Origin of the sequence: Pedobacter kyungheensis (genome assembly GCF_000812965.1) — a bacterium.
GTDB lineage: Bacteria > Bacteroidota > Bacteroidia > Sphingobacteriales > Sphingobacteriaceae > Pedobacter > Pedobacter kyungheensis.
In genome coordinates this window covers 53618-69561 of sequence record NZ_JSYN01000004.1, presented here as the reverse complement: position 1 = coordinate 69561, position 15944 = coordinate 53618, and the positions used below count along the sequence as shown (strand labels likewise).

General features: G+C 40.4%; 10 protein-coding genes. 6 read left to right on the top strand and 4 right to left on the bottom strand.

The window, feature by feature from the left end:
• Positions 1-255: 255 nt before the first annotated feature.
• Positions 256-1488: an MFS transporter gene (locus OC25_RS04340; RefSeq protein WP_039472177.1), complete on the bottom strand. Its 1233-nt coding sequence runs from the start codon at positions 1486-1488 to the stop codon at positions 256-258.
• Between the two features lie 170 nt (positions 1489-1658).
• On the opposite strand from OC25_RS04340, the gene OC25_RS04335 reads away from it, so the two are divergent.
• From OC25_RS04335 to aqpZ, 3 genes are all read left to right on the top strand, one after another.
• Positions 1659-2102 carry a MarR family winged helix-turn-helix transcriptional regulator gene (locus OC25_RS04335; protein ID WP_039472175.1) on the top strand — a complete coding sequence of 148 codons (444 nt, stop codon included), beginning with the start codon at positions 1659-1661 and terminating at the stop codon, positions 2100-2102.
• Positions 2103-2148: 46 nt separating this feature from the next.
• Positions 2149-2985 carry an MBL fold metallo-hydrolase gene (locus OC25_RS04330; RefSeq protein WP_039472173.1) on the top strand — a complete coding sequence of 279 codons (837 nt, stop codon included), beginning with the start codon at positions 2149-2151 and terminating at the stop codon, positions 2983-2985.
• Between the two features lie 346 nt (positions 2986-3331).
• Complete coding sequence (gene aqpZ, locus OC25_RS04325) at positions 3332-4039, top strand: aquaporin Z (RefSeq protein WP_039472171.1); 708 nt, start codon at positions 3332-3334, stop codon at positions 4037-4039.
• 133 nt (positions 4040-4172) lie between these two features.
• Here aqpZ and OC25_RS04320 read toward each other — a convergent pair whose 3' ends face one another.
• On the bottom strand, positions 4173-4688 hold the full coding sequence (locus tag OC25_RS04320; RefSeq protein ID WP_039472170.1) for a glutathione peroxidase: 516 nt from the start codon (positions 4686-4688) through the stop codon (positions 4173-4175).
• 484 nt (positions 4689-5172) lie between these two features.
• Between OC25_RS04320 and topA the strand changes: the two genes are divergently transcribed.
• Together topA and OC25_RS04310 are read left to right on the top strand one after the other, a co-directional pair.
• Positions 5173-7734, top strand: a complete 2562-nt coding sequence (gene topA / locus OC25_RS04315; RefSeq protein WP_039472168.1) for a type I DNA topoisomerase — start codon at positions 5173-5175, stop codon at positions 7732-7734.
• Positions 7735-7893: 159 nt separating this feature from the next.
• Positions 7894-8298: a hypothetical protein gene (locus tag OC25_RS04310; protein ID WP_039472165.1), complete on the top strand. Its 405-nt coding sequence runs from the start codon at positions 7894-7896 to the stop codon at positions 8296-8298.
• A gap of 34 nt (positions 8299-8332) precedes the next feature.
• Here the strand turns inward: OC25_RS04310 and OC25_RS04305 are convergent, their stop codons facing one another.
• Together OC25_RS04305 and OC25_RS04300 are read right to left on the bottom strand one after the other, a co-directional pair.
• Positions 8333-9490: an ATP-binding protein gene (locus tag OC25_RS04305; RefSeq protein ID WP_039472163.1), complete on the bottom strand. Its 1158-nt coding sequence runs from the start codon at positions 9488-9490 to the stop codon at positions 8333-8335.
• Positions 9491-9784: 294 nt separating this feature from the next.
• Positions 9785-10210, bottom strand: coding sequence for a nuclear transport factor 2 family protein (locus OC25_RS04300; protein ID WP_039472160.1), 426 nt, complete (start codon positions 10208-10210; stop codon positions 9785-9787).
• Between the two features lie 135 nt (positions 10211-10345).
• On the opposite strand from OC25_RS04300, the gene OC25_RS04295 reads away from it, so the two are divergent.
• Entirely contained in the window at positions 10346-15940 is a 5595-nt protein-coding gene (locus OC25_RS04295) for an alpha-2-macroglobulin family protein (RefSeq protein WP_039472158.1), read from the top strand.
• Positions 15941-15944 lie beyond the last annotated feature (4 nt).

Here is a 15944-nt window from a genome sequence, read left to right as displayed (position 1 = left end):
TTAATGCCCTTAATACCTTAATGATAAAAAATAGTTTGGAGTCAGCGGTCGGAAGTCCGGCGTAAGAAGACTGGCGCTTACATCTTTCTATCCCCTAACATACCCTTAGGTTTCTAAGGTGGTAAAAAATATATCATTAAGCAATTAAGACAGTTAAGAAATATTAGTCATATTAAAACTTAATGTCCTTAACACCTTAATGGTAAAAATACCTCAGCAGCTTAAATGTCTTATATGGTAAAAAACACCATCGCCCTAGTTTCCTAACAAAGAAAACCGGTCTTTCATTTGATTCCTGTGTTTCTCATTGTACGAAAAAGCTGCCACGATCAGTAAACCTGCTACCCCCTCGAAAGCCACCACCACCTGTGTACCGAAAAGATGGGCTAAATATCCCATTAATAAACTTCCGATAGGTAATACCCCCTGATAGGCCATAATGTAATAACTAAGCGTTCTGCCGCGCATTAAATCATCGGCATGGGTTTGTAAATAAGTGTTAATGGATGATGTTTGTGCCATTAACCCTAAAGCAGCCAAACCGGTACAAATTAAAGCCAGGATAAGCGACGGCGAAATGGCCAGTGCCACTACCGAAAGCGCCAGTAAAACACCCGACATCATTACTATTTTCTGCAAGTTCTGATTTGCCTTTAAAGTTGCCATGTAAATAGCGCCGAAAAATGCGCCAAAACCAGCTGCGCTTTCAAACCAACCAAAGGTGGTGGCATTGCCGTTAAAAATATCTTTCGCAAAAACCGGTAACAACGTGGTAAAAGGAATCACCAAAAGGCTCGATGCCGCCATCATTAAAACCATCGAAGCCAGATCGGGCGATGCCTTTAAATAGTCGTAACCTTTTTTCAGGTCAATCCAAATGTTTTCTGTCGATTTTTTATGTTCAGTTAGCTTAAGTTTCATCATCACCATACAAGCCAGCACGGCTATAAAGCTTACAAAGTTGATCAGAAAACACACATCCTCACCCAAAGTACTCAAAATTACCCCTGCCAAAGCCGGACCAATTAACCTGGCGGCATTAAACATCGATGAGTTTAATGCGATCGCATTTGGTAAATCTTCTTTATCATCAATTAAATTTACCATTAGCGATTGGCGTGCAGTTACATCAAAAGCATTGATCAGCCCCTGTACCAGCGAGAGTGCCGCAATCCAGAACATATCATACACTTTAAACCAGATCATTAAAGCCAGCGCACCTGCCTGCAGCATTAAAATCACCTGCGTAATGACCAGGATTTTATACTTGTTGTGCCTGTCTACATAGCTCCCTGCATAGGGCGCCAGTACCAGTGATGGAATTAGACTTAAAAAGGTAATCAATCCTAAAAGAAAAGCCGAGCCTGTTAAGCGGTAAACCAACCAGCTAATGGCTACGCGCTGCATCCATGTACCAATTAGCGAAATAGCTTGTCCTGTAAAAAATAACCTGTAATTATAGTGCCTTAGTGAACGAAAAATACTCATGTTTAAAATAGTAAAGTAACTTTACAAAAATAGAATTTTTAAACAGAACTATAAAATCAAAATCATCTTGTTTTATCATATTAAATTCATAAATAATAGGTTTTTTCAAAAAAACAGTATTTACCTATAAAATTTAAAGCTTATATTTGTAAAGTTTATTTACCATTACTATGCCAACGCAAACCCAGGATATTGCAGCCCGATTAAGAAGTACCGTTACCCGTTTAACCCGGCAGCTACGCAAACAGAACGTAAGCTCTGAGTTTAGCAATGCCGAACTGCTTACCATGTCATTATTAGAGCAGCATGGCAAAATGTTATCTACCGAGCTGGCTGATATGGAAAGGGTATCTAAGCAGGCCATTTCACAAATTATTAACCGTTTGCACGATGCCAAATGCGTAGAACGTTTTCCCAGTGAAGACGATAAACGCAAAGTATTTATTGGCCTAACCAAATTGGGCGAAAAGCACATTATTGCCACGCGCAAAATAAAAGAAGAATGGCTCGTTCAAACCATGGAAAAAATTTTCTCTTCCGAAGAAATCAACCTCATCCAGGCCTTCCTGCCACTCCTTTCACGCCTGGTAGAGCACAACGGCAGCCGTGTATAGTTTTCTTTTTTCCTTCAGCAAATAAGCCGTATCTTGCACCCCTTATATGGCACTATATTTTACATCCATAAACTCAGGCAGTAATGGCAATTGTTACTATGTTGGTAACGATAATGAAGCTGTTTTGGTTGATGTAGGCCTAACCTGCAAGGAAGTTGAAAGACGAATGGCGCGCTTAGGCTTAGCCATAAACAAAGTGAAAGCCATTTTTATTTCGCATGAGCATAGCGACCACATTAAAGGCCTTACCGTTTTTGCTAAAAAATATAAACTTCCTGTTTACATTAGCACGCCAACCTTAAAAAGCGGTCGCCTGGTACTCGATGCCGCCAATACCTTTTCTTTAAGCCACCTGCAAACCATCCAGATAGGTGATTTAAAAATAGCAGCATTTTCTAAATTCCACGATGCTGCAGATCCTTATAGCTTTACCATTGAGTGTAACACCGTTAAAGTTGGTGTTTTTACCGATATAGGTGCCGTTTGCGATCGCCTCATTCACCACTTTAAAGATTGCCATGCTGCTTTCTTAGAAGCCAACTACGACACTCAAATGCTTCAAAATGGCAGGTACCCTTATTTCTTAAAACAAAGGATTATGGGTGGCCATGGCCATTTAAGCAATGCACAGGCACTCGAATTGTTTACGAACCATAAACCGGCCCACATGAGCCATTTGCTTTTGAGCCATTTATCAAAAGACAATAACGATCCTGAACTCGTAGAAATGCTTTTTAAAACCGTTGCCGGCGATACATTTGTTAAAGTAGCTTCGAGATATGAAGAAACCGACTTGTACTATGTAAGTGCCGATCAAAATGCAGCACAGCAATATGTTTTTCGTCCGGAACTTTACCAACCCGATCAGTTAAACTTGTTTTAACATTTTAAAGTCACAAAAAACAACAGCTTTTTTGAGTTTTAAATACTATAAACCTGTATTACAAATAAATACACTTTAAAAACAAGCAAAACAAAAATAATCCATAGCTCAATTCATTTATACCACAAAACATTTTGGCTGTATTGGAGTTATATCTATACTTCATAAATAGTTTGTTTGGTTTATTGAGGGGGCATAAGGATTTATGCCCCTTCTTTTTTGCTTATACCCTTATAAAAGCACAAAATTTCCCTCACAAAATTTTATTCCCGTTTTGTTTATTTTTTCCTATATTCGAATACATATTCGTCCCCAATATAATGTGTAAACCTTAAATAATAATTATATGGAGACAAGCAAATTCTCAAAATTCAGTGCCGAGTTTCTGGGCACACTAGTATTGGTTTTAATGGGTTGTGGCAGCGCTGTAATAGCAGGCGCCAATGGTACAACAGGTGTAGGCTTATTGGGCATTTCGTTTGCCTTTGGTCTTTCGGTAGTGGCTATGGCCTATGCTATCGGGCATATATCCGGTTGTCACATCAATCCGGCCATATCTATTGGCATGGTGGTAACCGGCCGCATGAAGGCTTCAGAAGCAGCCTACTACATTGTGGCGCAAATTCTAGGCGGCATTGCAGGTGCTTTTATACTCATGCTCATTGCATCTGGCAAACCAGAATATTCGTTGGCCGCCAATGGTCTTGGCCAAAATGGTTACGAAGCCTTTTCACCCCAACACTATAACCTGCAGGCAGGCCTGATTGCCGAAGTGGTATTAACTTTCATTTTCTTATTGGTAATTTTTGGTTCAACCTCTACCAAAAACATTAACGGGGGTTTTGCCGGTTTAGCCATTGGATTAAGCTTAGTACTCATACATATAGTAGGCATACCTGTAACCGGCGTATCGGTAAACCCCGCACGCAGTATCGGACCGGCAATATTGGTTGGTGGACAAGCCCTAAGTCAGGTTTGGCTATTTATTGTAGCACCAATTGTGGGTGCAGTTTTGAGCGGCATTGTTTGGAAAACCGTCCTCGAACGTAACTAGTATAAAAAGGAAAAGGTAAAATGGAAGATGGAACAATACCCAAATTTCATTTTACCTTTTCTAAAAGATTAGCATGAGCAAAGACTACCCCATCTCACATCTCAAGTCTCCTATCTCAAGTCTGAAATTCCCTTTATAGGTTCTTTGTAATCAATTCATCAGTTGGTTTAACTTTAGAACGGAAACGGTGCACCAACTCCCCTTTTTCGTTAATCAGGAATTTTTCAAAGTTCCATTTAATATCACCTTGCTCCTCCGTATTGGTTTGCGAAGTCAGGTATTTAAACAACGGACTAATGTCATCGCCTTTTACACTGCTTTTCTCTGCCAGTAAAAACGAAACATTGTACTTACCTGTGCAGAACTCCTTAATTTCCGCATTGGTCGAAAACTCCTGTCCACCAAAGTTACCAGCCGGGAATCCGATTAACACCACCTTTTTACCATATTGTTTTTGCAGTTTTTCCAGGTCTTCGTATTGCGGCGTATATCCACATTTAGAAGCCGTATTTACGATCATTATCTTCTTGCCTTTAAACTTCGATAGTTTAATTTCTTTACCATCAATGGTTTTAAAGCTAAAATCGTAAACATTTTTTGGCGGGTTTGGCACCAAAAAGTTTAATAGAATTAAAATTGTGCTTATCATCGTTTTTTATTTTATATACGAATATAGCTACAAATAGTTTCGACATAGGTAAAGTTCGTGTAAAATGTAAGATGGATGGGTAAAAAGTCAGCTTGTTTTATAATAAGTATGATTTTTAGAAAATATAAGCCAGTAACATTTCGGCAGCAACAGCCCGCTTTCCCTCCTGCTCAGGCATAAAAAACCGGGAGCATCCGTACATCCGATAGCTATCGGACCGGGTTTATAAACACAGGTAAAATGTAAAAACCTCAGCTTGCTTACCAGCGCACCAGCCAGGAGCCGCTCTTAGTAAGTAAGTCATAAGCAATTCAAATCCTTCAGCCAGGATATAAAAAAACGCATTAAAACCACTCATTTCTAGCTCTTTTTTCTAAAAAATGATCACGATCACTAAAAAAATCAGCAAAAAATTTGTATTAAATTTTAATCAGGTTTTGATTTATGCTTGAATTATAGCTTTATTTGCACAAAAACGTATTTCATGGCAAAAAACTTACTAATCGTCGAGTCACCCGCAAAAGCTAAAACTATTGAAGGCTATTTAGGCAAAGATTTCCTGGTGAAGTCTAGCTATGGCCATATACGTGATTTAGTGAAGGGCGACATGGCAATTGATATCAAAAACAATTTTGCCCAAACCTACGAGGTGCCCGCCGATAAGAAAAATGTGGTTGCCGAACTGAAAAAGCTTGCTAAAGATGCCGAAATGGTATGGTTAGCATCCGATGAGGACCGCGAGGGAGAAGCCATTTCGTGGCACTTATTCGAAACATTAGGCCTTAAAGTAGAAAAAACCAAGCGGATCGTTTTTCATGAAATTACCAAACCTGCCATTTTAAAAGCCATCGATAGTCCACGGGGTATCGATTATAACCTGGTAAATGCACAACAAGCCCGCCGCGTTTTAGATCGGCTGGTAGGTTTTGAGCTTTCGCCGGTATTATGGAAAAAGGTAAAACCATCTTTATCTGCAGGCCGTGTGCAATCTGTTGCCGTACGTTTAATTGTAGATAGAGAAAGAGAAGTTTTAAACTTTAATGCTTCAGCAGCATATAAAATAACAGCCCAGTTTACTACCGGCAAAGGCCGCGAACTGGTAAAAGCCGAATTACCACAGCGTTTCGAAAGCGAAGCCGATGCAGAGAAATACCTTCAGGATTGTGCCAGTGCTGCATTTACCATTAGCAGCTTAGAAACCAAACCGGCAAAACGTAATCCGGCAGCACCTTTTACCACTTCAACCCTGCAACAGGAAGCCTCCAGAAAATTAGGTTTTTCGGTTGCCAGAACCATGCAGGTTGCCCAACGATTATATGAGGCGGGTAAGATTACCTACATGAGAACTGACTCGGTAAACTTATCAGAAACCGCTATAAATGCTGCAGCTGCCGAAATCAAATCGGCCTACGGCGAAAAATATCACCAGCCAAGGGTTTATAAAACCAAATCGGCAGGTGCACAAGAGGCCCACGAAGCCATCCGCCCTACCTATTTCGACAGACATACGGTTGATGGCGATATTTCAGAAAAACGTTTGTACGATCTGATCTGGAAACGTTCAATTGCCTCGCAAATGAGCGAAGCCTTATTCGAGAAAACTACTGCACAAATTACCGCATCAACCCGCAAAGAGCATTTAGTGGCTGAAGGTGAGGTGCTGAAATTTGATGGTTTCTTAAAAGTTTATCTCGAATCAACCGACGATGAAGAAGGCGATGAAAAAGAAGGTGGCTCAATCTTACCTCCTTTAGCTAAGGGGCAGGAATTATTTTTAAAAGAAATGCAGGCAACTGAGCGTTATTCTCGTCCGCCGGCACGCTATACAGAGGCCAGTTTGGTTAAAAAATTAGAAGAACTGGGCATTGGCCGTCCGTCTACTTATGCACCAACCATTTCTACCGTACAAAACCGTGGTTACGTAGTAAAAGAAGACCGTGAAGGTAAACAGCGTAAGTTTACAGCCATTACTTTGGCCGACGGCAAGGTTAAAAAAGAAACCAAATCAGAAATAACCGGAGCCGAAAAATCGAAACTCTTCCCTACCGATATTGGTGAGGTAGTTAACGATTTCCTGGTTGAACATTTTAAAGGAATCGTCGATTTTAACTTTACTGCCAAAGTAGAAAAAGAATTTGATGAGATTGCGCAGGGCTTACAAGAGTGGACAAAAATGCTCCATTCTTTCTACAATCCTTTCCACACCGAAGTAGAAACTACTTTAGAAACTGCAGAACGTGCTACCGGCGAACGCCTGTTAGGACTTGATCCCGCAACGGGTAAAAACGTTTACACCAAAGTGGGTAAATTTGGTCCGCTGGTGCAAATTGGCGAGCTAGATGAAGAAGAAAAGCCCCGCTATGCCAGCTTAATGCGTAACCAATCGGTTGCTACCATTACGCTTGACGATGCATTAGAATTATTTAAACTACCTTTCCAGCTACCCGATTTTGAGGGTAAGGAAGTAGTAATTGGTGTAGGCAGATTTGGTCCATATGTAAAATGGGGTGAGAGTTTTATTTCATTGCCTAAAAACGAAGAACCACTGTCGGTAACCTACGAAAGAGCTGTTGAAATTATCCGCCAGAAAATGGACGACGATGCGCCTATTGCCTATTACCAGGGCTTGGGCGTTACCAAAGGAAAAGGCCGTTTTGGTCCGTTTATTAAATGGAACGACTTGTTTATCAATATCCCGGCTAAAGGTTACGATTTCAATAACCTTACACAGGCCGATATTGAAACCTTAATTGGCAAAAAAGTAGAAAAAGAGGCCAACAGGTACATTAAAACCTGGGATGCCGAGAAAATTTCGATCGAAAACGGCCGTTGGGGACCATTCATTCGTTTTGGTAAACTGATGCTGAAACTGAGAAACAACGAAGCCACCAAACAAAAATATACCGCGGAAGAACTGGTTGACATCGACCTGGAAGTGGTTAAAAAGATGATTGTGGAGCAGGTACCAAACGCTTTCGAAACAAAAAAGAAAGCCCCGGCAAAGAAGAAAGCTCCGGCTAAAAAAGCTGTAGCGAAGAAGAAATAAATCACGCATCGTTTAAAGGGTTTAGAAAATAGAATTGTCATCCTGAGCCTGTCGAAGGACATTAAAAGTAAGTGCTTCGACAAGCTCAGCAGGACAGATAAATTCAAATTTTAAAACTTATACAATTAACCGATTAAACAATTTAAACAGTTACCCCCTTTGAAATCAGATTTACCAGAAAATACAGTTGAAGATATTGCCATGGCCGTTGTGCTGATGAGCGAAACGCCAGAAATAAAAAACTGGACGGTTTACCTTGTCAACCTAAAAAACGAGCCCATTACCAATGTATTGATCAGCTCTAAAGGTTATGGCGAAAAAGATGGCAAACAAGTTAAAACTTCTGTTTTAAGGCATTTTATCGGCGATATGGAAGCGCAATCTTTTGCCGGTGTTGAAGCCATAGATCCCGAAGTTTTTGGCTTAACCAACGAATATTGGCTCAGCTATTACATTGATGGCACCATTTACGATAAGAAATTCATTTTCCTTCCAGAAAGCATTATCGATTCTAATTTGATTAAAATTCCATTGGTAAACCGCCCGGGGGTAATGATTAAATAAGTTTGGAATAAAAACTAAAGTAACTTTATATAATTTAAAATTCAGGATTGAAACTGTACCAGGGGTAAACACTAATATTATTGCTTCTTATCTGTGATTCAGTTCCTGCGTATATTATTTCACCACCATTTCCGGAGGTTAATTTGTTCCAGAAATTTATTCCTTTAAAATAATCTGTATTTATTGTTTTACCTGCCTTAATTTCAATTGGCCTGAGTATTCCCGCCTCATCAATTAGAACATCAATTTCATTACCAACATTATCCCTCCAAAAGTATAGATTATCATTTAGCCCCTTATTAAATCTTGCCTTTAACATCTCAATAATTATCATATTTTCAAAAAGACTTCCTTTACTTGGATGAGTGTCTAATTGCAAATCATTTTGTATGCCAAGTAAGGCTGTTGCCAATCCCGTATCATAAAAATATAGCTTTGGCATTTTAACTATTCTTTTGTTAAAATTTTGATGATGCGGTTTCAGTAAATGTATTACGAAACTACTTTCCAGAACTCCAATCCATGAAGCGATTGTTTTACTATCAACACCTACTTCAATTCCCAAGCTATTCATATTTAACAGCTGGCCAATTCTTCCGGCACATAATCTTAAAAATCTTTCGAAAGCCGATAAATTAGTAATATTTTTTATTTGCCTAACATCTTTTTCTATATAAGTATTTATATAATTCTGATGCCATTTATTGGCTGGAATATTTTGATCGTAAATGGAAGGATAACCACCTTTAACAATAAACCTGTTAATATTTTCTTCAAGCATACCTGCAGATTTCAATTCTGGAATAGAAAGAGGCAAAAGTTTTATGTAAGCCACTCTTCCTGCCAAACTTTGTATAATACTTTCCTGAAGTAAAAAATTATTTGATCCTGTAATGATGAATTTTCCCTTATAAGATGATTCGTCCAGAATTTGTTGGATGTAAGAGAATAATTTAGGGGTTCTTTGCGCTTCATCTAAAATCGCTCCATTTGGAAACTGGCTTAAAAAACCACGTGGATCATCTTCAGCATAAAGACGTGTATCAGGATTTTCCAAAGAAACATAAGGCTTTTCAGGAAAAGCATACCTGGTTAAAGTTGTTTTACCCGATTGCCTCGGACCTATTACTGCTACGGATTTAAATTGACTACTTAGTTCCAGCAATTCTTTTTTAGCAATTCTTTCAATCATTCTATAAATTTACAATTTCGGAATCATATTCCGAAATTGTAAATTAAATCGCTACAATCTTTTAAAACACAGTAAACCAACACTTTATATCCATATTTTCCTAACTCAAAATTAAAAATCAGCTAACGAAAGTATCTTTATGATCTGTTGTCCGAGAAATTTATCGCGTACGTGTTAGCTCTTCGCCTAATATTGAAAACTGCCACTCCAGACTAAAGGAAGTTTGCAACCTTAGCCATATCGCTACTTCTGCATCCAGAACTGAAAACTCCAAACTGAAAACTCCAAACTATCCTATGGTACCTTAACCGCTTGTCTGCCCAGTAACTTCCACCCTGCTTTTTCTTTGCTCCAAATCAGCAGAATATACAACTTCACATTTCCAGGTACATTTTTATCATTGGTTTTCGCGTTTAAAGTATGGCGTACCAATGCGGTTTTATTTTGAATGATAACCGATTGATCGGTTAAGTTAATGTCTACAAAATCAGATTCACCAGAGAGTAAAGAGTGCAAAAACTCCTGTTTGGTCTGTATTTTCCCACTCGAATGTCCGTAGCTCAAATTTGGCAGGATTAACTTATCCAACGACGAACTATCTGGTGTAACCATCAGCTTGGTTAATTTCGTTACAGCTGCTTCAACTTCAGCTTTTTGTGCGAAAGAAAAATGTACGGCTCCTAAAAGTAAAGCAGATAAAACAAATATTTTCTTGATCATAAGGGATTATTTTGGTTAACGGCTGTAAACTTATCCAAAACTGTGGAAAGGAACAAGTTAAGCACGCTAATTTTCAACATTATTCTATTTAACGTGAATTTTAGTTATTTTTCATTCAAATTACCTAAAATACCTATGGAAAATCCATCTAGTTACCGATCATCATCAAAGAAGAGATTAATCTTTGGCGGACTCCTCTTAGTTTCAATTGCCGCTATTCTTTTTGTATATTTTAACAAGAAGAAAAAAACAAACGAAGAAAACCAGGCTTACGCCAAGTACATCGAAGCCTATACTTCAGGTACCATTTCGAAAAAAAGTTTTATCCGTGTACACCTGGCTAATGCAGCAACCGGTATGCAGGATCTAGGCAAAGCCGATTCGCGTGAGTTGTTTGATTTCTCACCTTCTATCTCCGGAAAAGCCTATTGGATTGATCCGCAGACGATAGAATTCAGGCCAGATGAAAACCTCAAACCAGGCAAAAACTACGAGGCAACCTTCAAATTGTCGGAAGTTTCGGCTACCGAAAAAGGGCTCGAAGATTTCGATTTTGAGTTTAAAGTAATTACACCAGGTATCATGCTCTCTCAAAACGGGCTCGTTTCACAAAACAATACCGCGCTCGATTATATGAAGCTAACCGGTGAAGTAGCCACTGCCGACGTGGAAGAAACCAGTAAAATAGAAAAAACCATTGAGCTAGATTTCGACCAAAAATTAAAAGTAAAATGGCAGCACGATCCGGCAAAAAACACTTCTAAATTTACGATAGACAGCATTAAGAAAACCGGAAGCGATCAGACTTTAAAAATAGACTGGGATGGCGACGCCATTGACGCCGACCAAAAAGGAAGTGAAGAAATCAGGGTTCCGGCACTCAACAAATTCGAAATTCTCGATATTAAAGCCATCCAGGGTGAGGAAGATTATGCCCTGGTGCAATTTTCTGAGCCTATTGGTGTTGGTCAGGATTTAACAGGGATGATTACACTGGGGAATTTGAGCGATCTACGCTACACGATTGATGCCAGTCAGGTTAAGGTTTACGCTGCCGAAGAGCTTAAAGGTAACTATGCCTTAAATGCCAATGCCGGTATCGAAAACATCAATGGCAAAAAACTGGCCACAGGTAAAATGGCCAACCTCGTTTTTGAAGATAAGCTGCCTGCAGTAACGATCTCCGGTGGTGGTTCTATTTTACCCAATTCGGGCAAACTGGTTTTACCTTTCGAAGCCATTAACCTGAAAGCAGTTGATGTAACTGTAATCAAGATTTACGAAAATAATATTCCGCAGTTCTTCCAGACAAATAGTTATAAAGATGGTAACGAGTTGCGCAGGGTGGCTAAACCAATTTTGCAAAAAACAGTTCGTTTAGACGAAGATAAAGCACTTAACCTGCACAAAAAGAACCGCTTTACACTCGATCTGGATAAAATGATCCGTACCGAGCCAGGTGCCATGTACCGTGTCACCATTGCTTTCAGGCAGGAATACAATGCTTATAACTGTAAAGCTGGCGAAGAAAAAGCTGGTGACGGTGAAGACGGAGCAGAATATGGCGACTACGAAGAAGGTTATGGCGAAAAAATAGATGAAGACGACGACTTCTGGTCGCGCTACAACAATTATTATCCTTCAAATTACAGATGGAATGATAAGGACAATCCATGTACCCCATCTTTCTATACCAACCAACGCTGGACCAGCAGAAACTTAATTGCATCGAACATTGGTTTAGTTGCCAAACGCGGTAACGATAATTCGATGCTGGTAGTGGCTACTGATTTATTAACAGCCAAACCATTGAGTGGTGTAAATCTGGAGCTGATGGATTACCAGAAACAGATTATTTTCACCACCAAAACGGATGGTGATGGTTTGGCCAGGTTTGATTTAAAACGCCAGCCATTTTTACTGATTGCAAAAAATGGTTCAGAACGCGGTTATTTAAAGCTCGATGATGGCAGTTCGCTGCCATTAAGCCGTTTCGATGTAGGTGGTGATGTGGTACAAAGCGGCTTAAAAGGTTTTATTTATGGCGAACGCGGCGTTTGGCGTCCGGGCGACAGCTTATTCGTGTCCTTTGTTTTGGAAGATAAACTCAAGAAACTTCCGGCAAATTATCCGGTAACGATGGAGTTTTATAATCCAAAAGGCCAGTTGTATAAGCGCCTGATTAATGGCAAACCACTTAACGGTTTCTATACGTTTAAGACTGCAACTGATAATACAGCTCCAACAGGTAACTGGATGGCCAAAGTAAAAGCCGGCGGAGCTACTTTCACCAAAACACTTAAAATTGAGACGGTTATGCCTAACCGCCTTAAAATTGATTTCAATGTTGGTAACAGACCTTATTTAACCAGTGGTACTTCTGCCGCTACCCTATCGGCCAAATGGCTCTTTGGTGCTGTGGCCCAAAACCTGAAAGCCAAGGTAGATGTTAATTTAAATACCACCGAAACCAAGTTTAAAGGTTTTGAAGGTTTTAGTTTTGATAATCCAACTGTAAATTTTGAGTCGCAGGTTAAAACCATTTTTGAGGGTACTTTAAATCAAAATGGTTCGGCACAGGTAAACACCAATCTCAACGAAAATAATACTGCACCAGGAGTATTGCGGGCAAATTTTACCACCAAGGTTTTCGAGCCTGGAGGTAACTTCAGTATCGATAATTTTAGTATCCCTTACCATGTTTACAGCAGTTATCTGGGTATACGTCCACCAAAAGGCGACCGTTTAAGTGGCATGCTGGTTACCGGGCAGGATCATAAGATCGAAATTGTAAATGTAAATACCGATGGCAAGCTGTTGACCGGCAGCAAGACCGTTCAGGTTGAATTGTATAAAACCCAATGGCGCTGGTGGTGGGAACAAGATGATCAGTACACTTATGCCAATTTTACCCAAAACCAGTACAATAAACTGGTAGAAAGCCATCAGGTTAACCTTACTAACGGTAAAGGAAGCTGGAATTTACGCGTTAATGAACCAGAATGGGGCCGTTACCTCATTTTGGTACGCGATATCAATGGAGGCCACGTAACCGGTAAATCTGTTTATGTAGACTGGCCGGGCTGGGCGCAGCGTGAGCAGGGAAGCAATCCGACCGAAGCTTCGATGCTCTCTTTCACAGCCAATAAAGAGAAATTTACCGTAGGCGAAGACATTACCCTTACCATTCCGACAGGAAAAGATGGCCGGGCACTAATTTCTATCGAAAATGGCAGTCGTGTGCTTAAAACTTTCTGGGTAGATACCAAAGCCGGACAAACCCAGTTTAAGTTTAAGGCCGAAAAAGAAATGGCGCCAAATGTTTTTGCCAATATTACACTCTTACAGCCACATGCTCAAACGGTAAATGATCTACCAATCCGTATGTATGGGGCTATTCCGCTATCGGTAGAAGATCCGCAAACCATTTTAAAACCAACCATTAAAATGGCCGATAAAATTAAACCGGAGACTGAAAATACCATTACCGTAGGCGAACAGAATGGCAAGGCCATGACTTATACCATTGCGTTGGTTGATGAAGGCTTGCTCGACCTTACCCGTTTTAAAACACCTGATCCGCACAGCGCCTTCTATGCCCGCGAAGGTTTGGGGGTTAAAACCTGGGATTTATTTGATTACGTGCTGGGTGCCTGGGGTGGAAATTTAGAACGTATTTTAAGTATCGGTGGTGATGGAAGTATCAATAAAAATCTTAATCCTGCCAAAGCAAACCGCTTTAAAGCTGTTGTTAAATTTATGGGGCCATTTACCATTGGCAAAGGCGAAAGCAAAACCCACAAATTTAAACTACCACAATACATAGGCTCAGTAAGGGCAATGGTGGTGGCTGGTCAGGATGCTGCTTATGGCTTTGCTGAGAAAGCGGTGCAGGTTAAAAAACCTTTAATGGTACTGGCTACTTTACCACGGGTAATTGGTCCGGGCGAAACTTTTACACTCCCGGTAACGGTTTTTGCTACGGAAGCCAATCTGAAAAATGTTTCGGTACAATTGCAGGCCAGTAATTTAGTGGTTCAGGGCAACAACAAGCAACAGCTGTACTACAAACAAACGGGCGAGCAAATGGCCTATTTTGAAGTAAAAGCTCCGAATAATGTGGGTATTGCTAAAGTTAAGGTAATTGCAACCAGTGGTGGCGAACGTACCGATTACGATGTGGAAATGGATATCAGAAATCCGAATCCTTACGTTACCAATGTCGTATCGGCAACCGTTCAACCACATACCAAATGGGCGGTAAATTACCAACCTATCGGGATGGTGGGCACCAATTCGGGAGCACTCGAAGTTTCATCGATCCCGGCCATTAACCTTAGCAAACGATTGGGTTACCTGATCCAGTATCCGCATGGCTGTGTCGAACAGACTACTTCCGGCATTTTCCCGCAATTGTACCTCGACAGGCTCAGCGCACTTAATGAACAGCAAAAAGCCGCTACAGAGAAAAATATTAAAGCAGGTATTAACAGGCTTAAAGGTTTCCAGACGACTGAAGGTGGCTTATCATATTGGCCGGGCGAAGGCAGTGCTGATGAATGGGGAAGCAATTATGCCGGTCACTTTTTAGTTGAAGCCCAAAACGCAGGTTATACCCTTCCGGTTGGCCTGTTAGATGATCTTTTACGCTATCAGAAATCTAAAGCCGCAAACTGGGCACCAAACAGCAATAATTTTTATGGCGGCGATTTATCGCAAGCTTACCGCTTATATATGCTGGCCCTGGCCAAAAAACCTGAAATGGCCGCCATGAACCGTTTAAAAGCTTTTGAATACTTATCGGTAGCAGCTAAATGGCGCTTGGCAGCAGCTTATAAACTGGCCGGACAAAATGAAGTGGCTCAAAATATGATCAGAGGTTTAGATACTTCAATTGAGGCTTACAAACAGCTGGGCGGTACTTATGGGTCAGATGTCCGCGATCAGGCCATGATTTTAGAAACACTTACCCTACTCGGGCAAAAAGCCAAAGCAGCCGGTTTATTGCAACCTTTAGCGGCTAAACTGGGCGAAAATACCTGGTACAGCACGCAAACCACCGCCTACAGCTTATTGGCCATTGCCAAATTCTGCGGTACCAATCAATCGGCCAATAAATTGCAATATCAATATGTACTGGATGGAAAATCGGCCCCGGTTAACAGCAACCAATACATTAACAGTACACCTGTAAACTTTAAAGGCAGCACCGCATCAGTTACCAATAATGGCAACAATGTGCTGTTTGTGCGTTTGGTTTTGGCGGGTCAGCCTGTTGCCGGACAGAATAATTTCCTGCCCAACCGATCTGATGTGCTGGATATGAATGTAGTATACAAACGCTTAAACGGAACGGTAATCGATCCAACGACGATAAAACAGGGTACTGATTTTTATGCAGAAGTTACGGTTAAAAATCCGGGACGGATGGGCTTATATGAGCAAATGGCCTTAACCCAGATTTTCCCTTCAGGATGGGAAATCATCAATACCAGATTAAATGATAATCAGAGTATGCTGGCCTCCTCTCCTTTTACCTATCAGGATATTCGCGACGACCGCGTTTTTACCTATTTTAATATTAGAGAAGGAGAAAGTTTGGTTTATAAGGTATTACTGAATGCTTCATATTTGGGTAAATATTACCTGTCGGCAGTTCAATGCGAAGCCATGTACAACAATGATATTTCGGCAACACAGCCTGGTAAGTGGGTCCAGGTGGTAAAGTAGTTTT